General features: G+C 63.8%; 21 protein-coding genes, 1 tRNA gene and 1 riboswitch. Of the genes, 9 read left to right on the top strand and 13 right to left on the bottom strand.

The genetic code is table 11. The features are described from left to right. Positions 1-13: 13 nt before the first annotated feature. Entirely contained in the window at positions 14-1,741 is a 1,728-nt protein-coding gene (locus WMO64_RS09465) for a Na+/H+ antiporter NhaC family protein (protein WP_294516701.1), read from the bottom strand. A gap of 130 nt (positions 1,742-1,871) precedes the next feature. Then, positions 1,872-2,041, bottom strand: a riboswitch (Lysine riboswitch). 186 nt (positions 2,042-2,227) lie between these two features. Between WMO64_RS09465 and WMO64_RS09460 the strand changes: the two genes are divergently transcribed. The 3 genes from WMO64_RS09460 to WMO64_RS09450 all read left to right on the top strand — a co-directional run bounded on the left by WMO64_RS09460 (position 2,228) and on the right by WMO64_RS09450 (position 4,592). Next, positions 2,228-3,085 carry a transporter substrate-binding domain-containing protein gene (locus WMO64_RS09460; RefSeq protein ID WP_349231810.1) on the top strand — a complete coding sequence of 286 codons (858 nt, stop codon included), beginning with the start codon at positions 2,228-2,230 and terminating at the stop codon, positions 3,083-3,085. A gap of 75 nt (positions 3,086-3,160) precedes the next feature. Further along, positions 3,161-3,799 carry an amino acid ABC transporter permease gene (locus WMO64_RS09455; RefSeq protein ID WP_294516705.1) on the top strand — a complete coding sequence of 213 codons (639 nt, stop codon included), beginning with the start codon at positions 3,161-3,163 and terminating at the stop codon, positions 3,797-3,799. 13 nt (positions 3,800-3,812) lie between these two features. After that, on the top strand, positions 3,813-4,592 hold the full coding sequence (locus tag WMO64_RS09450; RefSeq protein ID WP_349231809.1) for an amino acid ABC transporter ATP-binding protein: 780 nt from the start codon (positions 3,813-3,815) through the stop codon (positions 4,590-4,592). Positions 4,593-4,647: 55 nt separating this feature from the next. Here WMO64_RS09450 and asnS read toward each other — a convergent pair whose 3' ends face one another. From asnS to WMO64_RS09420, 6 genes are all read right to left on the bottom strand, one after another. Continuing rightward, on the bottom strand, positions 4,648-6,042 hold the full coding sequence (asnS, locus tag WMO64_RS09445; RefSeq protein ID WP_349231808.1) for an asparagine--tRNA ligase: 1,395 nt from the start codon (positions 6,040-6,042) through the stop codon (positions 4,648-4,650). 129 nt (positions 6,043-6,171) lie between these two features. After that, positions 6,172-6,561 (bottom strand): hypothetical protein, encoded by a 390-nt coding sequence (locus WMO64_RS09440; RefSeq protein WP_349231807.1) that lies wholly within the window; start codon positions 6,559-6,561, stop codon positions 6,172-6,174. 25 nt (positions 6,562-6,586) lie between these two features. Beyond that, positions 6,587-7,111 (bottom strand): hypothetical protein, encoded by a 525-nt coding sequence (locus WMO64_RS09435; protein ID WP_349231806.1) that lies wholly within the window; start codon positions 7,109-7,111, stop codon positions 6,587-6,589. Next, positions 7,108-7,959, bottom strand: coding sequence for a DUF3021 family protein (locus WMO64_RS09430; protein ID WP_349231805.1), 852 nt, complete (start codon positions 7,957-7,959; stop codon positions 7,108-7,110). Before WMO64_RS09430 ends, WMO64_RS09435 begins: the two co-directional genes overlap by 4 nt. A gap of 15 nt (positions 7,960-7,974) precedes the next feature. Then, on the bottom strand, positions 7,975-8,409 hold the full coding sequence (locus WMO64_RS09425) for a LytTR family DNA-binding domain-containing protein (RefSeq protein WP_294516718.1): 435 nt from the start codon (positions 8,407-8,409) through the stop codon (positions 7,975-7,977). A gap of 103 nt (positions 8,410-8,512) precedes the next feature. Beyond that, positions 8,513-9,262 carry a hypothetical protein gene (locus tag WMO64_RS09420; protein ID WP_349231804.1) on the bottom strand — a complete coding sequence of 250 codons (750 nt, stop codon included), beginning with the start codon at positions 9,260-9,262 and terminating at the stop codon, positions 8,513-8,515. Positions 9,263-9,407: 145 nt separating this feature from the next. Between WMO64_RS09420 and WMO64_RS09415 the strand changes: the two genes are divergently transcribed. The 3 genes from WMO64_RS09415 to WMO64_RS09405 all read left to right on the top strand — a co-directional run bounded on the left by WMO64_RS09415 (position 9,408) and on the right by WMO64_RS09405 (position 12,453). Continuing rightward, entirely contained in the window at positions 9,408-10,487 is a 1,080-nt protein-coding gene (locus WMO64_RS09415) for a PfkB family carbohydrate kinase (protein ID WP_349231803.1), read from the top strand. Positions 10,488-10,555: 68 nt separating this feature from the next. Beyond that, positions 10,556-11,479: a pseudouridine-5'-phosphate glycosidase gene (locus WMO64_RS09410; RefSeq protein ID WP_294516724.1), complete on the top strand. Its 924-nt coding sequence runs from the start codon at positions 10,556-10,558 to the stop codon at positions 11,477-11,479. A gap of 182 nt (positions 11,480-11,661) precedes the next feature. Continuing rightward, a complete protein-coding gene (locus WMO64_RS09405; protein ID WP_349231802.1) occupies positions 11,662-12,453 on the top strand; it encodes a ZIP family metal transporter in 792 nt (263 codons plus the stop codon). A 47-nt stretch (positions 12,454-12,500) separates the two neighbouring features. Here WMO64_RS09405 and WMO64_RS09400 read toward each other — a convergent pair whose 3' ends face one another. Continuing rightward, positions 12,501-13,061, bottom strand: coding sequence for a rhomboid family intramembrane serine protease (locus WMO64_RS09400; protein ID WP_294516729.1), 561 nt, complete (start codon positions 13,059-13,061; stop codon positions 12,501-12,503). A 75-nt stretch (positions 13,062-13,136) separates the two neighbouring features. After that, positions 13,137-14,228, bottom strand: coding sequence for a ComEC/Rec2 family competence protein (locus tag WMO64_RS09395; RefSeq protein WP_349231801.1), 1,092 nt, complete (start codon positions 14,226-14,228; stop codon positions 13,137-13,139). 168 nt (positions 14,229-14,396) lie between these two features. On the opposite strand from WMO64_RS09395, the gene WMO64_RS09390 reads away from it, so the two are divergent. From WMO64_RS09390 to WMO64_RS09380, 3 genes are all read left to right on the top strand, one after another. Next, entirely contained in the window at positions 14,397-14,915 is a 519-nt protein-coding gene (locus WMO64_RS09390; protein ID WP_349231800.1) for a DUF6512 family protein, read from the top strand. 110 nt (positions 14,916-15,025) lie between these two features. Further along, positions 15,026-15,102 (top strand) — tRNA-Arg (locus WMO64_RS09385). A 264-nt stretch (positions 15,103-15,366) separates the two neighbouring features. Further along, positions 15,367-15,696 carry an MGMT family protein gene (locus WMO64_RS09380; protein WP_349231799.1) on the top strand — a complete coding sequence of 110 codons (330 nt, stop codon included), beginning with the start codon at positions 15,367-15,369 and terminating at the stop codon, positions 15,694-15,696. Between the two features lie 73 nt (positions 15,697-15,769). Here the strand turns inward: WMO64_RS09380 and rhaD are convergent, their stop codons facing one another. Genes rhaD through WMO64_RS09360 form a run of 4 tightly spaced genes read right to left on the bottom strand, consistent with a single transcriptional unit; the run spans position 15,770 to position 20,380 of the window. After that, positions 15,770-16,582: a rhamnulose-1-phosphate aldolase gene (gene rhaD / locus WMO64_RS09375; protein WP_294516739.1), complete on the bottom strand. Its 813-nt coding sequence runs from the start codon at positions 16,580-16,582 to the stop codon at positions 15,770-15,772. A gap of 47 nt (positions 16,583-16,629) precedes the next feature. After that, on the bottom strand, positions 16,630-17,772 hold the full coding sequence (gene fucO, locus WMO64_RS09370) for a lactaldehyde reductase (protein ID WP_349231798.1): 1,143 nt from the start codon (positions 17,770-17,772) through the stop codon (positions 16,630-16,632). Between the two features lie 42 nt (positions 17,773-17,814). Further along, positions 17,815-19,071: an L-rhamnose isomerase gene (locus WMO64_RS09365; RefSeq protein ID WP_349231797.1), complete on the bottom strand. Its 1,257-nt coding sequence runs from the start codon at positions 19,069-19,071 to the stop codon at positions 17,815-17,817. Continuing rightward, positions 19,064-20,380, bottom strand: coding sequence for a rhamnulokinase (locus WMO64_RS09360; RefSeq protein ID WP_349231796.1), 1,317 nt, complete (start codon positions 20,378-20,380; stop codon positions 19,064-19,066). Before WMO64_RS09360 ends, WMO64_RS09365 begins: the two co-directional genes overlap by 8 nt. Positions 20,381-20,400 lie beyond the last annotated feature (20 nt).

Genomic DNA, 20,400 nt, shown 5'->3' with positions numbered 1-20,400 from the left:
TTACAGGTCAGGCTCAGGCGGTCTGGCGCTTCTTCATAAAGGCCAGGAAGAGCAGCATGAGCACAGCGCCCACAGGCAGGGCGATGATGCCGGGGGCACCGTTGGCGGCCAGCAGGCCGGCCAGCAGGTAGGAGATGCCCGCTATGGCCGCGCAGGAGATGGCGTAGGGCAACTGTGTCGACACGTGGTTGACGTGGTCGCACTGGGCGCCTGCGGAGGCCATGATGGTGGTGTCGGAGATGGGGGAGCAGTGGTCGCCGCACACGGCGCCGGCCATGCAGGCGGAGATGCAGATGATGGCCAGGGGGTCGTTCATGGAGAACACGTTCTGCACGATGGGGATCAGGATGCCGAAGGTGCCCCAGCTGGTGCCGGTGGCGAAGGCCAGCAGGCAGCCGATGACGAACACGATGACGGGCAGGAACATCTGCAGGTGCTCGGCGCTGCGGACGAAGTCACGGACAAAGTACTTGGCGCCCAGGGAGTCGGTCATACCCTTCAGGCTCCAGGCGAAGGTGAGGATGAGGATGGCGGGGACCATGGCCTTGAAGCCCTCGGGGATGCTGCCCATCATGTCCTTGAAGGACATGGCGCGGCGGGCGGCGTAGTAGACCAGGGTGAAGAGCAGGCCGAAGGCGGAGCCCAGCATCAGGCCCACGGAGGCGTCGGAGTTGGAGAAGGCCTCCACGAAGTTGGAGCCGGAGAAGAAGCCGCCGGAGTAGATCATGCCGATGACGCAGCACACCACCAGCACCAGGATGGGCAGCACCAGGTCGATGACCCGGCCCTTGCCCTCCTCGATGTCCTCGTCCAGCATGGCGTAGGGGTTGGAACCGGAGAACAGGTCGCCCTTCTCAATGGCGTTCTTCTCGAACTTGGCCATGGGGCCGAAGTCCACCTTCATGAACACCAGGCCCAGCATCATCACGATGGTGAACAGGGCGTAGAAGTTGTAGGGGATGGCGCGGATGAACAGGTTCAGGCCCTGGCCCTCCTCAGCGAAGCTGGCCACGGCGGCGGCCCAGGAGGAGATGGGGGCGATGATGCACACAGGGGCGGCGGTGGCGTCGATGATGTAGGCCAGCTTGGCGCGGGAGACCTGGTGCTTGTCGGTGATGGGCCGCATGACGGAGCCCACGGTGAGGCAGTTGAAATAGTCGTCGATGAAGATGAGGCAGCCCAGGACGATGGAGGCCAGCTGGGCGCCGGCGCGGGTCTTGATGTTCTTCTGGGCCCAGCGGCCGAAGGCGGCGGAGGCGCCGGCCTTGTTCATCAGGGCCACCATGGTGCCCAGGATGACCAGGAAGATGAGGATGCCCACGTTGTAGCTGTCGGACAGGACGGACACGATGCCGTCGCTGAATACGTGGGTCAGGGTGCCCTCAAAGGAGAAATTGGAGTAGAGCAGGCCGCCCACCACAATACCGATAAAGAGTGAGGAGTAGACCTCCTTGGTGATCAAGGCCAGGGCGATGGCAATGACCGGGGGCAGCAGGGACCAGATGGTGTTGAAGAAATTGCTGGGGGATTGGACATAGCCGGTGCCGCCGCAAGTCTCACAGGTGACGGCCTCGCCCGCGTCGTTGAGGACCACGCCCAGAGTGCCGCAGTCGGTGCACTCGATCATCTTGGTGCCTGTCTCGTCGGTGGGGTCACCGGCGGCGAAGGCGGTGGTCGTCAGGGCGAAGAGCAGCATCAGCAGCAGCGCAGCCCTGGCGAGCCAGGTTCTTCTTGCTCTCATATTTTTCCCTCCATAAAATGTTGCCGGGGCGCACACATGCCCCTGTTGCGCCAACGAAAAAAGCCATGGGCGCTGATGGAAGCGCCCATGGCAAAAACCAGGGGTCCCCGCACATAGAAAAAAACGGGGACCTCAGGATAGCGCTCCACATGCTGTGACAGTCCGGACGGTGTTCCCGTACGGCCCAGGCCGCGCCGCCCAGGCAGGCGAAGCGACCTTCGGCGGTGCGCCCTCTCCCCGCGGGACGGCTGCCTGGCCTTGTCCCGGAGTACGCATGCGTACCGCGCCTCTATCCTCTTATTAAAGAAGCGTAAGTATCCTATCATGGGTTCCAGGGATTGTCAAGGCTGAATCCGCCTTTTTGCGCGGTAAGGCTTTGTGCGATATGACGATTTTTGAAATACATCTTTACACCAATAATTTATCATGGTAGTATACTAAAGCAAGAAGGCGAATCACCGGCGCCTGACAGAAGGAGGATATATCATGAAGCTGAAAAGATGGCTGGCCCTTGCTCTGGCGCTGGCGACCGCAGCGACCCTGACCGCCTGCTCCACTCCCACGGGCGGCGATACCGGCGGAGATGCCGGCACGCCCTCCGGGTCTCCCGCTCCCAGCGGCTCTCAGGCCGTGGCGGAGAGCGATATGCAGTATGTGAAGGACAAGGGCACCCTGGTGGTGGGCATGACCGACTTCGCCCCCATGGACTATAAGGACGAGAACGGCGAGTGGATCGGCTTTGACGCCGACATGGCCAAGGCCTTTGCCGAGAGCCTGGGCGTGGAAGTGGAGTTCCTGGAGATCAACTGGGACAACAAGCTGATGGAGCTGGACACCAAGGGTATTGACGTCATCTGGAACGGCATGACCATCAACGACGAGGTGGAGGCCGGCGCCTCCGTCTCCGAGCCCTACTGCCGCAACGGCCAGGTGGTGGTGGTTCCCGTGGACAAGGCGGAGGACTACCAGACCCAGGAGAGCCTGAGCGGGCTGAACTTCGCCGTGGAGAACGGCTCCGCCGGCGCCGAGCAGCTGGACGCCCTGGGCCTGAGCTACGTGGCCAAGAGCACCCAGGCCGACGCCCTGATGGAGGTGGCCTCCGGCGCCTCCGACGCCTGCGTCATCGACCTGCTGATGGCGGGCGCCATGATCGGCGAGGGCACCAGCTATCCCGACCTGACCTATACCGTGCAGCTCAACGACGAGGAGTACGGCGTGGCATTCCGCCAGGGCTCCGACCTGACCGAGGCCTTCAACACCTTCTGGAAGGAGGCCTATGACACCGGCACCGTCATGGAGACGGCCACCACCTACGGCGTACAGGAGTCCGTCATCGAGAAGTAACATCACGCTGAGGGAACAGGGCAGAGGGCCGTTACGGCCCTCTGCCTTTCCCCGGTCATAGAGAGGAAAAAGCCTATGCTTCTGTCTGTATCCCTCACGCTGCTGGATGGCCTGGTGGTCACCCTGGAGCTGTTCGCCCTCACCCTTCTGTTCGCGCTGCCCCTGGGCCTCATCATCTCCCTGGGCTCCATGAGCCGGTTCACCCCCCTGCGGGCGGTGGTCAAGACCGTGGTCTGGATCATCCGGGGCACCCCCCTGATGCTCCAGATCATGATCGTGTTCTACGGGCCGGGGCTGATGTTCGGCCTGCCCCTGCTGCCCCGGTTCACCGCCGCGGTGGTGACCTTCACCATCAACTACGCCTGCTATTTCTCCGAGATCTACCGGGGCGGCATCCAGGGTGTGCCGGCGGGCCAGCGGGAGGCCGGTCTGGTGCTGGGCATGACCCGCAGCCAGATCTTCTTCAAGGTCACCCTGCTCCAGGTCATCAAGCGCATCGTCCCCCCCATGGGCAACGAGTTCATCACCCTGGTGAAGGACACCGCCCTGGTGCGGGTCATCTCGGTGTATGAGATCATTTGGATGGGCGAGTCCTACATCAAAAAGGGCATGATCTGGCCCCTGTTCTACACCGCCGTGTTCTATCTGGCCATCAGCGGCATCCTTACCCTGCTGCTGAACTGGTTCGAGAAGAAGATGGACTACTTCAAGTAAGGAGGTGCGCCCCATGCCGGTTTTGGAAGTACAGCACATTGAAAAGCACTTTGGGGCCACCCGGGTGCTGGAGGACATCAGCTTTTCCCTGGACCAGGGCCAGGCCCTGGCCATCATCGGCTCCTCGGGCAGCGGCAAGACCACCCTGCTGCGCTGCCTGAATTTCCTGGAGACCCCCAACAAGGGGAAGATCCTGGTCAACGGGGAGACCCTGTTTGACGCCGCCGACCCGGCCACCCAGCGGGAGAACGAGGTGCGCAAGAAGCGGCTCCACTTCGGACTGGTGTTCCAGTCCTTCAACCTGTTCCCACAGTACACGGCCCTCCAGAACGTGACGCTGGCCAGCCAGCTGCTGGCGCGGGAGCGGCCCGACTTCAAGCAGAACAAGAAGCAGATCTTTGCCGACATCGAGCGGGAGGGGCAGGCGCTGCTGGAGCGGATGGGCCTGGCCGAGCGGGCGGGGCACTACCCCCACCAGCTCTCAGGCGGCCAGCAGCAGCGGGTGGCCATCGCCCGGGCCCTGGCCCTCAAGCCGGACATCCTCTGCTTTGACGAGCCCACCTCCGCCCTGGACCCGGAGCTGACCGGCGAGGTGCTCAAGGTCATCCGGGGCCTGGCCGACCAGCACACCACCATGATCATCGTCACCCACGAGATGGCCTTTGCCCGGGACGTGGCGGATCAGGTCATCTTTATGGACGGCGGCCTCATCGTGGAGCAGGGCTCCGCCCGGCAGGTCATCGAGAACCCCCGGGAGGAGCGGACCAAGCAGTTCCTCTCCAGATACCACTAAAAGACAGCAAAAACGGCGCTCTCCCAACGGGAGAGCGCCGTTTTTATGCATTTTCTTAGAAGTCCGCGTTGCCCACAGTGCGGGGATGAGGCAGGACGTCGCGGATGTTGCCGATGCCGGTGAGGTACATGACCATCCGCTCGAAGCCCAGGCCGAAGCCGGCGTGACGGCAGCCGCCGTAGCGCCGCAGGTCCAGGTACCACCAGTAGTCCTCGGGCTTCATGCCCAGCTCCTTGATGCGGGCCTCCAGCACGTCCAGCCGCTCCTCACGCTGGGAGCCGCCGATGATCTCGCCGATGCCGGGCACCAGGCAGTCGGCGGCGGCCACGGTCTTGCCGTCGTCGTTGAGGCGCATGTAGAAGGCCTTGATCTCCCGGGGGTAATCGGTGACAAAGACGGGCTTCTTAAAGATCTGCTCGGTGAGGTAGCGCTCGTGCTCGGTCTGGAGGTCACAGCCCCACTCCACCTTGTAGTCGAACTTGTCGTTGTTCTGCTTGAGCAGCTCCACCGCCTCGGTGTAGGTCACCCGGCCGAAGTCGGAGGTGGCCACGTGCTCCAGACGTTCCTTCAGGCCCTTGTCCACAAAGGAGTTGAAGAAGTTCATCTCGTCGGGGCACTTCTCCATCACGGTGTTGATGATGAACTTGATCATGGCCTCGGCCACGTCCATGTCGCCGGCCAGATCGCAGAAGGCCATCTCAGGCTCGATCATCCAGAACTCGGCGGCGTGGCGGGTGGTGTTGGACTTCTCCGCCCGGAAGGTGGGGCCGAAGGTGTACACATTGCCGAAGGCCATGGCGAAGTTCTCGGCGTTGAGCTGGCCGGACACGGTCAGGTTGGCGCTCTTACCGAAGAAGTCCTGGCTGTAGTCCACAGTGCCGTCGTCCTTCTTGGGCAGGTTCTCCAGGTCCAGAGTGGTCACCCGGAACATCTCGCCGGCGCCCTCGCAGTCGCTGGCGGTGATGATGGGGGTGTGGACGTACACAAAGCCCCGGTTCTGGAAGAAGGTGTGGATGGCGTAGGCCGCCACGCTGCGCACCCGGAAGGCGGCGGAGAACAGGTTGGTGCGGGGCCGCAGGTGCTGGATAGTGCGCAGGTACTCCACGCTGTGGCGCTTCTTCTGGAGGGGGTAGTCGGGGGTGGAGGGGCCCTCCACGGCGATGGTGTCGGCCTTGACCTCCAGGGGCTGCTTGGCCTCAGGGGTGAGGACCACCTTGCCGGTGACGATGAGGGCGGCGCCCACGTTCTGGCCGGCGATCTCCTTATAATTGCCCAGCACGTTGGCGTCCATGACGATCTGAAGGTTGCGGAAGCAGGAGCCGTCGTTGAGCTCGATGAAGCCGAAGGTCTTCATGTCCCGGATGGTGCGGGCCCAGCCGCAGACGGTGACCGTCTGCCCGCCGAACTGCTCCTGGTCGGCGAAAATCTGAGAAATGGTCGTGCGTTCCAAAGCGAATCCTCCTCGATTCTTTGCAGTTGCCTCTAAGTATAGCCGTTTTCCTCAGAATTTGCAACCACTCCGAGGGGATTGGAGGAGAAAAAAGCCGCTCCGGACGGTGAAGCCCGGGGCGGCCTGCACTCATATTGGCTTGGGCCGGTTCACCCGCCGTGAAATTGCCCACACTACCCAGACGGCCAGGCAGCCCAGCACCGGGGACACGCACCACCAGCCCGCCAGGACCCATGCCAGGACATACCACTCGGCGGAGGCCACAAACCACAGCCCGGGGACGGCCAGCAGGGCGGCGGGCAGGAGGATGCGCCACCGCAACTTCGCCGTCCGGCACAGGAGCAGCTCCAGGAAGAACATGGGAATAAAGTGGGCGTACAGCAGCAGGAGCTGATGCCACGGGGGGATATCCAGCGGGAGATCCCAAAAGGCCGTGGCGAAAATGGCGGCGTAGGCGGCAAAGGAGATCAGGGTGAGGGACAGCAGGACGCGGTTTGCCGTTTCACGCATGGGAGCCATAACAACACCTCATTTCTAAAGCCGTTCAGTACATGGGGATGAAGAAGAGCCAGGGGGCGGTGATCACGGCCATGGTCAGGGCAATGATATGCTTCTCGCGGGGGGTGAGCAGTTCACACCTGCCCATGGCTTTTTTATCGAAGAAGTAGATGCACGCCCCGGCCAGGGCCACGCCAATCAGGGTCCAGGCGAAGGCGGCAGGGTGGGCAAAGGCGCTGTGGGTGATGTGGCCCACCGAGTCCTCCCAGGCGGCCACGATGGCAGGCAGCTCCCCTACTTGCCCGGAACCGGCGATCCACGCGGGCAGCAGGCCCAGGAACATCCACGCCACGCCCACCGCGTCGGCGGCAAAGCCCAGCAGCCAGAATTTCCACCACAGCTTCTTCATCACCCTGCCCTTGCCCTGATGTTTTAAAGCCAGCAGGGTGAGGAAGAGCACCAGGCAGTCGACGATGAGGTTGCCGGGCAGCAGGATCAACCAAATTTCAGGGAAGAGGATCAGCAGCCATATGGGGAGGATGATGTTGTAGAGCCGGTGTTCCCGTTTCATTTTTCCATTCTCCTCTCTCTCACGGTGCGCAGCAGGGCGCCGATGGCGTTGCCCAGCAGCGCGGTGCACAGGGCAATGGGGATCATCACCCCATCGGCCACATTGGAGGCCAGTTTGGCCAGCAGCACGAAGCAGAGGGTCAGCAGGGCGCAGGCCACGGGGTACAGGGGGCAGAAGCCCTGCCGCCTGCCCAGAAAGAGCCCGGAGAAGAAGCCGCCCACCGGCAGGATGAGCATGGCGTAGATGGCGGTGAAGAGTGGGATGGGAGAGTCCAGGGTGAGCCGCACCGCCATGGGCAGCACCAGGCACATGAGGGCGGCGAAGGGGAGATAGGGCAGGCTCTCCCGCCATTTCAGGGGGGAGGGCCCGGGGGAGAGGCCCAGCTTCTGCCGTATGGCGGCCACCTCCACATACCACCCCACCCAGCGGCCCAGCCAGATGAGCAGGTAAACCGCCGCCAGCAGCCCCAGGTAGAGGACAAGGGGCCAGAACTCGCCCCAGTTCCACCCGCACAGCACCACCAGCAGGGTGAGGGCGGCGGCGGTGGCGGCGAAGTGGACCAGGGAGCGGCACACCAGGGTGGGGCCGTCGTCGGCGAAGGGCAGGGTGGACACCCCCACCACCGCCCCCATCAGGAAGTAGAGCCCCAGCTCAATGGCAAAGGCCAGGGGGACGGAGCCGGTGAGATACGCCAGGTCATAGCTCACCAGCCGGAAGGAGGTGCGGCTGGAGAGAAGGCCGCCGCTCACCAGGTCGTTAAAGAGGCCGCCCAGGGGGATGAGGACGGCAATGCCGATGAGTCCGCCCAGGAGGATGCGGATGAGCCACTGTTTCTGTCTGTCCGTCATAGCGATTCCCTCCTATCACAGTCCAAGGGCTTCCTTGATCTTTTTCACATACCGGCGGGACACGTAGCACACCGTGTCCCCCGCCAGGGTCATCTTGATGGTGCCCGTCAGGGTCAGATCCAGGGCGGTAACCTTGCCCAGGTTGACGATCTCCGACTGGGAGATGCGCACAAAGGTGTGCCGGTCCAGCCGGGCCTCCAGCTCGTAGAGCCGCTCCTTCAGGTCGAACACCCCGTCGGAGGTCTGGGCCTTGACCCCCTTGTCCTCCCCGTAGCACCGGAGCAGCTTCTCCGGCGGGATGGGGAAGGCGGAGCCGTCCCGCCAGCCGATGAGCCGGTCCCCGCTCTCCAGCCGGGCGGCCAGGGCCTTCACCTCGTCGGTGAGGGCGGGGGCCGTGATGGTCACGGAGGGCGCACCGCAGCCCGGGTCAATGCGTATCGTCACCTTCATGGCTTCCGCCCCCTTTCCACCCTAACTATAACCAAAAAGAGACCGTCTGTCCATGCCATCGGGACAGACGGTCTCTCCGCCGGAATATTCGGTTGCGGACGGCTCAGGGAGCGCCCGCTTCCCCCACCGTGTAGGTCCAGGAGCCGTCCTCCGCCATCTGGGCGGTACAGTCGGAAAAGGCATAGCTCTCTGTGCCCGAGCGCCACTTCCGGGCCTCAAAGCCGGTCTCCGCGTCCCCCGTGATGGAGAACAGACAGCCGTCCTCCCAGGCGCAGAGGTTGGGGTTCTCCTCACCGCCCTCTGCCATGGGGGTGAGATAGCCCTCCTGCCAGAGCACCTCCAGGGGGACCTCCATAGGGGGCGCCAGGCCGCAGTCCTCGCCAAAGCGCCAGGCCAGGCCCGCCTTCTCGCCCGGGGTCAGGTCGGTCAGGCCGGACAGGTCCACAGCCAGCTGGGTGGCGCCCTCGTTCAGGCCGGGCTCTGCCGCCCACAGGTCGTTGAGCACCTGGAGGTAGAGGCCGCAGCGGTCGTCCACGCTGCTTCCGTCCCCATCCAGGGCGTAGACCTTGCCAAGGCCCGCGGGGCAACTGTACAGAAACATCCCGTCAAAGGTGATGGTGATTTTCATGCCGTCTGCCAGGTCGTCCGCCGTGGCCGGGTGTCCGTCTATGGTGACGGGGCCATCATCCGCACCCAGGCGGTAGATGCCGCTGCCCCCATCCAGGTCGGCCACCATCAGGGCGCCCGTCTCCGCCCCGTCCACAATGCGCACGGTCAAGGTGGCCTGCTTTCGTGCGCAGGCGGTCAGGACAAGCAGCCCTGTCATGGCCAGTGCCAGGAGCCGAATTTTCATTGCGCTTCCTCCTCCTTCCAGGTTTGGTTCTGCTTTTCAGACGTTTTTTTGGAGAAAAAGTTCCGTTTGTCCCTTGACAGAGGAGAGAAAAGATGTATAATAAGCACGTGATTATAAAACAAACTTTTGCTTAGGAGGAGAGGCCATGACCCAGCGGGAACGACAGATTCTCAAGTGGATTGAGGAGAACCCCCTCATCTCCCAGCAGGAGCTGGCGGAGAAGGCGGGCATCACCCGCTCCTCGGCGGCGGTGCACATCTCCAACCTGATGAAGCAGGGGCACATCGCTGGCCGGGGGTACATCGTCCGCACCGCGCCATACGCGGTGGTGGTGGGCGGCGTGAACATGGACATCGGCGGCCATCCGGCCCACAAGCTGGTACCCGCCGATTCCAACCCGGGCTCCGTGCGCATGAGCCTGGGCGGTGTGGGGCGGAACATCGCCCACAATATGAGCCTGCTGGGCATGGATGTGCGCCTCCTCACCGCCTTTGGCGACGACATAAACGCCCAGCGCATCGCGGCCAGCTGCGGCGAGCTGGGCATCGACGTGAGCCAGTGCCTGACCGTGCCCGGCGGGGCCACCTCCACTTACCTGTTCATCACCGATGAGCGGGGGGACATGGCCGTGGCGGTGAGCGACATGGAGATCTACAAGAACGTGACCCCCGCGTTTCTCTCCAGCCGTGTCCGGCTGCTCCAGAACGCCCAGCTCATCGTGGTGGACACCAACATCCCCGCCGAGTCCATCGCCTGGCTGGCGGAGAACATCAAGCTGCCCATCTTTGCCGACCCGGTGTCCACCGCCAAGGCAGAGAAGCTCCGGCCGGTGCTGGGCAGGCTCCACACCCTCAAGCCCAACCGGCTGGAGGCCGAGCTGCTCTCTGGCGTGACCATCACCGACGAGGCCAGCCTCAACGCGGCGGCGGACGCCCTGCTCTCCACCGGCCTGCGCCGGGTGTTCATCAGCCTGGGCGGGGACGGAGTGCTGGCCGCTGACCACAACGGCCGCTGTCATGTGCCCTGCTGTCCCGGCGACATGGTCAACACCACCGGCTGCGGCGACGCGGGCATGGCGGCCATCGCCTGGGCCTATCTGGAGGGCACCGACCTGGAGGGCACCGCCCGTGCCGCCATGGCGGCAGGGGCCATCGCCATGGAGAGCGCCGAGACCATCAACCCCAGCATGAGCGCCCGTCTGCTGAAAGAGCGCATGGGCGAGTGAGCCGGAAACAGAGAAAAACCACTACAAATTGTAATATACATAAAATATTATTCTGGAGGTAATTGAAAATGAGCCTGAACAAGTATCTGGACGTTGCCCCTGAAGTCGCCGAGGCCATTGCGGCCGGCAAGCCCGTGGTGGCCCTGGAGTCCACCATCATCTCCCACGGCATGCCCTATCCCCAGAACGTGGAGACCGCCCTCAACGTGGAGAAGATCATCCGCGAGAACGGCGCCGTGCCCGCCACCATCGCCGTCATCGGCGGCCGCCTGAAGGCCGGCTGCACCAAGGAGGAGATCGAGTACCTGGGCAAGAAGGGCCTGGAGGTGACCAAGGCCAGCCGCCGGGATCTGCCCGTGCTGGTGGCCCGGGGTGAGGACGGCGCCACCACCGTCACCACCACCATGATCATTGCCCACATGGCGGGCATCCAGGTCTTCGCCACCGGCGGTATCGGCGGCGTCCACCGCGGCGCTGAGACCACCATGGACATCTCCGCCGACCTGGAGGAGCTGGCCCAGACCCCCGTGATGGTGGTGTGCGCCGGCGCCAAGTCCATCCTGGACCTGGGCCTGACCCTGGAGTACCTGGAGACCCACGGCGTGCCCGTCATCGGCTACGGCACCAAGGAGCTGCCCGCCTTCTACACCCGCAAGAGCGGCTTCAGCGTGGACTACGAGATCGACACCCCCGAGGAGCTGGCCGCTGCCTTCCATGCCCAGCGTGAGCTGGAGTTCAAGGGCGGCATGCTGGTGACCAACCCCATCCCCGAGGAGTTCTCCATGGACGCCGACGTCATCAACAAGGCCATCGACGAGGCTGTGGAGGAGGCCAAGGAGCAGGGCATCCACGGCAAGGCCACCACCCCCTTCCTGCTGGCCAAGATCAAGGACCTGACCGGCGGCGACTCCCTGGACTCCAACATCCACCTGGTGTACAACAACGCCAAGCTGGCCGCCAAGACCGCCGCTGCCATCTGCGCCCTGAAGTAAGCGCAGCCTGACAAACACATCTACAGCACCCCGGGATGCCTCCCGGGGTGCTGTTTTTTGCGGTAAAAAATTTATTTCCCAGTATACAACTGGGGATTGACGGCGGAGAGCGCGTGTGATATTATTTGGTTAGCTGAAACTAATTATTAGAACCACAGAACCTTTGAAAGGGGGAGAACCCTATGACAGCACTGCTCTGGGCCGCCGGCGGCACCGGATTTACCTTTCTGATGACCACCCTGGGCGCGGCCATGGTGTTTTTGTTCCGAAAGCAGGTCACCGCCCTGGCCCAGCGGATTTTCCTGGGCTTTGCCGCCGGGGTGATGATCGCCGCCTCGGTCTGGTCCCTGCTGATTCCCGCCATTGAGGAGGCGGAGGCGGCCGGTATGATCGGCTGGATTCCGGCGGCGGGGGGCTTTGTCCTGGGGGTGGGGCTGATGATCGGCCTGGACGGCCTGCTGCCCCACCTGCACCCCGGCGCCCGGGAGCCGGAGGGCATGAAGGCCCACCTGAAGCGCACCACCATGCTGGTCTTTGCGGTCACCTTACACAACATCCCCGAGGGCATGGCGGTGGGCCTGTCCTTTGCCCTGGCGGCCCAGCACGGGGACGACCCGGCCCTCTACGCCGCCGCTATGGCCCTGGCCATCGGCATCGGCATCCAGAACTTCCCCGAGGGGGCGGCCATCTCCCTGCCCCTGCGGCAGGAGGGGATGGGGCCGGTCAAATCCTTCCTGTGCGGCAGCCTGTCCGGCTTTGTGGAGCCTGTCTTCGGCATCCTCACCGTGCTGCTGGCGGGCCAGATCGCCCCGCTGATGCCCTGGCTGCTCTCCTTCGCGGCGGGCGCCATGATCTATGTGGTGGTGGAGGAGCTGATCCCCGAGGCCCATCTGGGGGAGCACTCCAACGTGGGCACCCTGGGAGTCATGGGCGGCTTCCTCATCATGATGATCCTGGACGTGGCTCTGGGATAAAAAAGGACTGGGGCGGAAACTTCTGTTTCCGCCCCAGTCCTTTGTAATTAGAGCTTCTTTCTGGCGGCCCAAAAGCCGAAGGCCGTGCCGCAGGCGCCGCCCACCAGGTGCATGAAATTGGCCACGTTGTCCTGGACGAAGAGGATGGAGTACACCTCCTGGCCCAGGTAGAGCACGGCCACCAGGATCAGGGTGACGGGGATGGACCCGGACTTCATGCCCGCCAGGGAGGAGAGCATGATGAGCATGAACACGATACCGCTGGCCCCCAGCAGGGCCACTCCAGGGAAGAAGAGGCACTGGAGCAGGCCGGACACGGCGGCGGTGAGCACGATGCCCGCCAGCAGGGTGCCGCTGCCGTACTTCTCCTCCAGCGGCGGGCCCACCACCAGCAGCAGGAGCATGTTGCCCAGGAAGTGGTCCCAGCCGGCGTGGCCCAGCACGTGGCCCAGCAGGCGCACGAAGAAGAGCGGGGAGATGGGGGAACGGTAGACCGAGAAGAGATAGGAGTTGGTCCACCCTCCGGTCAGGCGGTCTAACAGCAGGGCCGCCAGGGAAAGAAAGAAGAACGTGAGGATCACCGGGGAATTGTACTGGAGCCGTCTCATCCGTATCACCTCAGAAGTAAAGATAGGGCTCTGCGCAGTGCCGCCCGTGTACGGGCGACTGGAGTACAAGCACAATCAGGGCTTGCAGTTGCCGCAGGGGGTGTACCCCTCCTCCACGGCTTCCTCCCGGCTGGAGAAGATGATCCGGTTCTGCTCGGCGGGCAGGTTGGGGCAGTCCTCCCGGTGGAACACCTTGGAGTTCAGGTTGCCGATGTAGGTCTCCTGGGCGCTCTCGGACTGGCTGGGCTGGGGAGACGTCTGGCCGTCCCGGCCGGGGGTGGGGGCGGCGTCCTTCTCCGTGGTGAAGGTGACGGTGGTGCCGTCGCTCACCGCCACGATGGTGCCCTGCTGATCGGTGCGGTACACGGTGGCGCCCGCATCCCGCAGGCGGCTGAGCACATCGTCAGAGGGGTGGCCGTAGTCGTTGTCCAGCCCCACGGAGATGACGGCGTACTCGGGCATGACCTCCCGCAGGAAGGAGTAGCTGGTGGAGGTGTCGCTGCCGTGGTGGCCCACCTTGAGGACCGTGGCGGACAGGTCTGCCCCCTGGTCCAGCAGGTCCTTCTCCGCCTTGGTCTCCATGTCGCCGGTGAAGAGGAAGGAGGTGGCGCCGAAGTCCACCCGCAGCACGATGGAGGTGTTGTTGGTCTCGCTGTACTCGGCCACAGGGCCCAGAATGGTCACCTGGGCTTCGCCGAGGTCGAAGGTGTCGCCGGGGTCGGGGATCTCCGGCTCCAGGCCCTGGGCCTCGGTGTACTTGACAAAGTTTTCAAAGGCCTTGGAGTCGTACTGGGTGACAGGGGAGAGGACGTGGCTGACGGTGCAGGTGTTCAGGGGGCCGGACAGGCCGCCCACGTGGTCCTCGTGGGCGTGGGTGCAGACCACATAGTCCAGCTGGTCGATGCCCTGTTGGTCCAGATAGGACACCACCAGACTGCTGTCGGCCACGTTGCCGCCGTCGATGAGCATGGCGTCGTCTCCGCACACCAGCAGGGCGGAGTCGGCCTGGCCCACGTCGATGAAGTGGACGGCCAGGGTGGAGCCGTCGGTCACAGGGGCGGCGGAGGGAGCGCCGGAGTCCGGCGGAGCGGCAGAGAGCAGGTCGCAGCCGGCCAGAGAGACCAGCAGGCAGAGCAGGGTGAGCAGGGGCGCGATACGTCGTTTCATGGGATCTCCTTTTCCACGTTGGTATACATAATGTGCAGATATCAGTATAAACCACAGCGGCGAAAAAAGAAAGAGGGGCGTGGATCAGAGGAAAGAGCAGTTTTCCAGGAAAGGGAAATAAAAGGGGACGACAGCGCATATCCTCTAGGGAGAAAGGGGGGAACAGCCGTGCCGCGACTGTCCTGGAAGCTTCTGACCGCCTTTGTGGCCGTCACGCTGGCGGGGGCCTGTCTCCATTTTGTCCACGATTTCTTTCCCAATCCCGCTGTGGGCCTCATCGCGCCGGTGAACGAGAGCATATGGGAGCACCTGAAGATCATCTACTGGCCCTTCCTGGCGGGGGTGCTGCTCCTCTGCCGGCGGGGCGGGCGGGACTGCCTGGGGCCCTGGCTGTTGGCCCTGCTGGCTATCTGCGGCGCCATGCTGGCGGCGGGATATCTCTACCATGTGACAGCTGGCGGGGACTCCGTGGCCTTTGACGTGGGGCTGTATGTCCTGCTGATGGGGGCGGGCTTCCTGCTGGCGGCGGTGTTCAACGGCCCGGCCGTCCGGCAGCGGACGGATTTGCTCCTGCTGCTCACCATCGCCCTGGGCGGAGCCATGCTCCTGTTTACCTTCCTGCCGCCCGACCATGTCCTCTTCACGGACCTGTCCGGCGCCAACACCTGGCAGGTCATCCCCTACTGACTGCCCGCCTGCCGCAAATCCGGAAGCCCGCAAAAAAAGAGTGAGACCCCCCTTTACAAATCGGAAAATTCTTGCTATAATAATTGAGCGCCTTGGTTGAGGCGTTGTATGCGCCCGTAGCGCAATTGGATAGAGCGTCAGATTCCGGTTCTGAAGGCTGGGGGTTCGAGTCCCTTCGGGCGTACCAATAACAGGCTTTCCGCGACAGCGGGAGGCCTGTTTTTGTTTTAGATGAAGCCGCGGCGGCCAATCGGGCGTCGCGCAGGAGCGCTCGCCCTCTTGGGAAGGGACTCCTCGGTCGGGGACGTGCCACCGGCACGTCCCCTCGGTCGGACTTCGGGCGTACCAATAACAGGCTTTCCGCGGCAGATTTTTCAGAATGGGGAAAAAGACCGCTCTGCCGGCGCATGGATATGATATAGTAATAAAAAAGCAGACCAGGAGCAGCGCGATGGAACGAATTCTGAATGAGCATCTGATCTATGAGATCCTGTCCGTGGTGGAGGAGATTCCGGCGGGCCGGGTGGCCACCTACGGCCAGATCGCCCGGCTCATCGGCAGGGAGAAAAACGCCAGGCTGGTGGGGAGGGTGCTCAGTGACGCGTCCTATTATGGCGACTACCCGTGCCACCGGGTGGTGAACCATGCCGGACGTCCGGCACCGGGGTGGCCGGAGCAGCGCGCCCTTCTGGAGGGGGAGGGCGTGGGATTCCGCTCCGACGGCTGTGTGGATATAAAACGGTTCCGGTGGGATGGCGGAGCGCCGGGAGAAACAGGATAGAAAAGCATGAGGCCTCACCCGGCTGGGTGGGGCCTCATGCTTTTGATGGCGGACAGACCTGGGGAGAAAGAGGTCAGTCCAGGAAGTCTTTCCGGTAGTTGACGCCGAAGTATTCTGCCAGCTCTCTCATCTGGCTGTCCAGGATGGTGTTCTTCCGGGGCAGGTGGGCGGTGAGCATGTAGATCTGGGCGGCCTTCTCCACGGTCTCGATGAGGCCGAAAGTCTCGTCCAGGGTCTTGCCGGCGCCGTAGATGCCGTGCATGCCCCACACCACCAGCCGGAACTCCTCCATCTTCTTGGCAGTGGCCTCGCCGATGGAGTTGGTGCCGCAGAGCATCCAGGGCAGCACGCCCACGCCGTCGGGGAAGACCACAATGCACTCGGTGCACATCTCCCACAGGGTGTGGGTGAACTTCTTCTCATCCAGCTCGTGGACGTAGTTCATGGCCAGGGTGTAGGTGGGGTGGCTGTGCATAACCACCCGGTTCTCCGGGTCCACCTTCAGGCGGGCCATGTGGCTCATCAGGTGGGCGGGCAGCTCAGAGGTGAACTTGCCGCCGTCCTTATAGCCCCACAGCAGCTCGGCGGTGGTGCCGTCCTGGGCGATGCGGATGACGCCCAGGTTGGTCTCCGGGTCCTTCTCCACGTTCTTGAAGTACTTGCCGGTGCCGGTGACGATGAAGTACTTGCCGATGAGGGGGGTGGCGTCGAAGCCGGTGGGGATGGTGCGGATGACCTTGTTCAGATCCAGGTACTCGGCCACCTCGGCCTCGCTGAGCAGGTAGCTGATGTTGCCGCCGTTGCGCTCATCCCAGCCCATGCGGTACATGTTGGCGGTAGTGCTCTTCATCTCCTCCACAAAGGGAGCGGTCAGAATATCTTTCATGACGTCTTTTCTCTCCTATCTCATATCCGATGGATGAAATGCTGCTCTCACATCAGCTTGCGGAACAGCGTCTTGAAGTCCTCCACAGTGGCCTCTCTGGGGTTGCCGGGGGCGCAGGCGTCGGCGGCGGCGGACTGGGCCAGGAAGTCCAGGTCCTCCTCCTTCATGGCGGGCAGCTTGGTGGGGATGCCCACATCCTGGGACAGCTGGCGCACCGCGTCGATGGCGGCCTTGCGGTAGGCGGCCTGGTCCATGCCGGTGGTGTCCACGCCCATGGCCTCGGCGATGGCCTTGAACTTCTCGCCGGTGTACTCCTGGTTGAACTCCATCACGATGGGCAGCATCATGGCGCAGGCCACGCCGTGGGGAGTGTCGTACACGGCGCCCAGGGTGTGGGCCATGGAGTGGGCGATGCCCAGGCCCACGTTGGAGAAGGCCATGCCGGTGACGAACTGGCCCAGGGCCATGCCCTCGCGGCCGTCGGGCTCGTTGTTCACGGCGCTGCGCAGGTTCTTGGAGATGAGGCGGATGGCCTCCAGGTTCAGGCAGTCGGCCAGGGTCCAGGCGGCCTTGGTGGTGTAGCCCTCGATGGCGTGGGTCAGGGCGTCCATACCGGTGGAGGCGGTGAGGCCCTTGGGCATGGTGGACATCATGTCGGGGTCCACCACGGCGATGTCGGGGATGTCGTTGGTGTCCACGCAGACGAACTTGCGCTTGCGCTCAACGTCGGTGATGACGTAGTTGATGGTGGCCTCGGCGGCGGTGCCGGCGGTGGTGGGCACGGCGATGGTGAACACGGTGCGGTTCTTGGTGGGGGCCACGCCCTCCAGGGAGCGGACGTCGGCGAACTCGGGGTTGTTGATGATGATGCCGATGGCCTTGCCGGTGTCCATGGAGGAGCCGCCGCCGATGGTGATCATGTAGTCGGCGCCCGACTTCTTGTAGGCCTCCACGCCGGACTGGACGTTCTCAATGGTGGGGTTGGGCTTGATGTCGGAGTAAATCTCATAGGCCATGCCGGCCTCGTCCAGCAGGTCGGTGACCTTCTTGGTGACGTTGAACTTGACCAGGTCGGGGTCGGAGGCGATGAAGGCCTTCTTGAAGCCCTTGGCGGTCACCAGGCCGGGGATCTCCTTGATGGCGCCCTTTCCGTGATAAGAGATGGCGTTAAGCACAAAACGATTGACCATGATAATACTCCTCCTGTTATGTAATAGTTTCAGACGGCGCATTCAGCGCTGGGAGAGAACCTCTTTTTCATACTGGCGGACAGTGTCCAGCCAGGTGCCGTCCAGGGGCGCGCCGCACCGGCGGCAGTACTCGTCCCACACCGCACCGAAGGGCAGGGTCTTCAGCTCGTCCTGCCGAACCAGCACGGCGGTGAAGTCGCCGGCGTCCTGGTCGGCCTTCAGGCTGTCGCTGGGGGTGAGCAGGGCGTTGAGCAGGGCCTTCTGCCAGTTGCGGAAGCCCAGAGTCCAGGCGGCCACCCGGTTGACCGAGGCGTCGAAGTAGTCCAGGGCCATCTTCACCCGGCCGTCCAGGCCGCCGCAGCGGACGATCTCCTTGGCCATCTCCCGGGTCTCGTCGTCAAAGAGGACCACGTGGTCGCTGTCCCAGCGGACGGGGCGGGTGATGTGGAGGGCGATCTCGGGAAAGAACACCAGCAGGGCGGGGATCTTGTCGCTCACCACCTCGGTGGGGTGGTAGTGGCCGTTGTCCATGAGGGGGATGCACTTGCCCGGGTTGGCGGCGGCATAGTTCAGGGAGAACTCGGCGCTGCCCACGGTATAGGCCTCCACGCCGATGCCGAAGACCTTGGACTCCACACAGGGCTTGACCTTGTTGAAGTCAAAGGGCTCGGACAGGATCTCATCGATGGACTCCTTGTAGCGCATCCGGGGGCCCATGCGGTCGGCGGGGATGTCCTTGAAGCCGTCGCCGGTCCAGATGTTCATGACGCAGGGCTGACCCAGCTCCTCGGCCAGGTACTGGCTGATGCGGATGCAGGCCTTGCCGTGGTCGATCCAGAAGCGGCGGGTCTCCTCGTTGGGGGAGGACAGGGTGAGGGGGTCGCACTTGGGGTGGGAGAAGAAGGTGGGGTTGAAGTCGCAGCCCAGGCCCCGCTCCTTGCAGAAGTCCACCCACTTCTTGAAGTGCTTGGGCTCCAGCTTGTCCCGGTCCACCCAGCCGCCGTTGGCGTCGTCAAAGATGGCGTAGTTGGCGTGGAGGTTCAGCTTCTTCATGCCGGGGCACAGCTTGAGGACCATGTCGATGTCGGCCATCAGCTCCTCGGGGGTACGGGCCCGGCCGGGGTAGTTGCCGGTGGTCTGGATGCCGCCGGTGAGGGGCTTGGTGGGGTCGGTATCAAAGCCGCGGACGTCGTCGCCCTGCCAGCAGTGGAGGGAGACGGGCGCCTTCATCAGCCGCGCCATGGCCTGCTCGGTGTCCACGCCCAGCGCGGCGTATTTCTCTTTCGCTTCGTTATACATATGCAGCCTCCTGCAGCAGAATATTTCCCAGGGCCGTGGCCTCGGGGGAGCCGGTGATCACCGGCCGGCCGATGGCCTGCCAGGTGAGGTGGTTGAGGTAGGTGTTGTTGACGCCGCCGCCCACAATGCACAGCACGTCGAACTTCTCGCCGGTGATGGACTCCAGCTGATCCAGCGCGGCGGCGTAGGCGTGGGCCAGGCTCTGGTAGATGGCGTGGGCGTACTGGCCGGGGGTCTGGGGTACGGGCCATCCGTGACCGGCGCACTCGGCGTCGATCTCCGCCATGACGGACTTGGGGGCCAGGTAACGGGCGCTGTTTACGTCCAGGCGGTAGTCGAAATCGGCCTCCGCCTGGGCCATCTGGGCCAGCTGGGCGAAGGAGTACTGGTCCTTCAGCTCCCGCTTGAGGCACTGGACCAGCCACAAGCCCATGATGTTCTTCAAAAACCGGATGGTGCCCACGCCGCCCTCGTTGGTGAAGTTGGCCTTCATGGCCTCCGGGGTGGTGACGGGCTGCTCCAGCTCGGCGCCCAGCAGGGACCAGGTGCCGCTGGAGATGTAGGCCGTGCCCTTCTGGGGCAGGGCGGCGATGGCGGAGGCGGTGTCGTGGGTGGCGGGGAGGACCACGTCGCAGTCAAAGCCCACCTGCTGCGCAATGTCCGTCTTCAACTGCCCCAGCTTCACAGGCGGCTTCTGGGGCTGGGCGGCGAAGAGCCGTTCCGGCAGGCCCAGGGCGGTGACGATCTCCATGTCCCAGGTCCTGCGCCTGGCGTCCAGCAGGCCGGTGGAGCTGGCGTTGGTGTACTCGTGGGCCTTGACGCCGGAGAGGTAGAAGCTCAGGTACTCGGGCAGCATAAGAAAGTCCGCCGCGCCGTCCAGCCGGCCGTTCACCTTGTCCCAATAGAGCTGGTAGATGGTGTTGAAGGGCTGGAACTGAATGCCAGTTTTCTCGTAGAGCTTGTCAAAGGGGAGTACCTTGTGGACCAGCTCCGCGGCCTGGGCGCCCCGGCCGTCCCGGTAGCAGTACAGGGGCAGAATGGGCTTGTCCGCGTCGTCCAGCAGCACATAGTCCACCGCCCAGGTGTCGATGCCCACGCTGTCGGGCATAATGCCCTGCTCCTTGCAGGCCTTCAGGCCGCTGACCACCTCCCGGCACAGCCGGTCCAGGTCCCAGACCAGGTGGCCGTCCTGCTCCTGGGGCAGGTTGGGGAAGCGGTAGACCTCTTTCATTTTCAGTTCGCCGTCCTCCCTCCAGGCGGCAATGTGCCGCCCGGAGGACGCGCCGATGTCAATGGCTAAGTGTATCATTTCCGATACCCTCTCTTTTC

The organism is Pseudoflavonifractor intestinihominis (genome assembly GCF_040096055.1).
Classification (GTDB): domain Bacteria; phylum Bacillota; class Clostridia; order Oscillospirales; family Oscillospiraceae; genus Pseudoflavonifractor; species Pseudoflavonifractor intestinihominis.
This window is presented reverse-complemented; position numbering and strand designations above follow the sequence as displayed.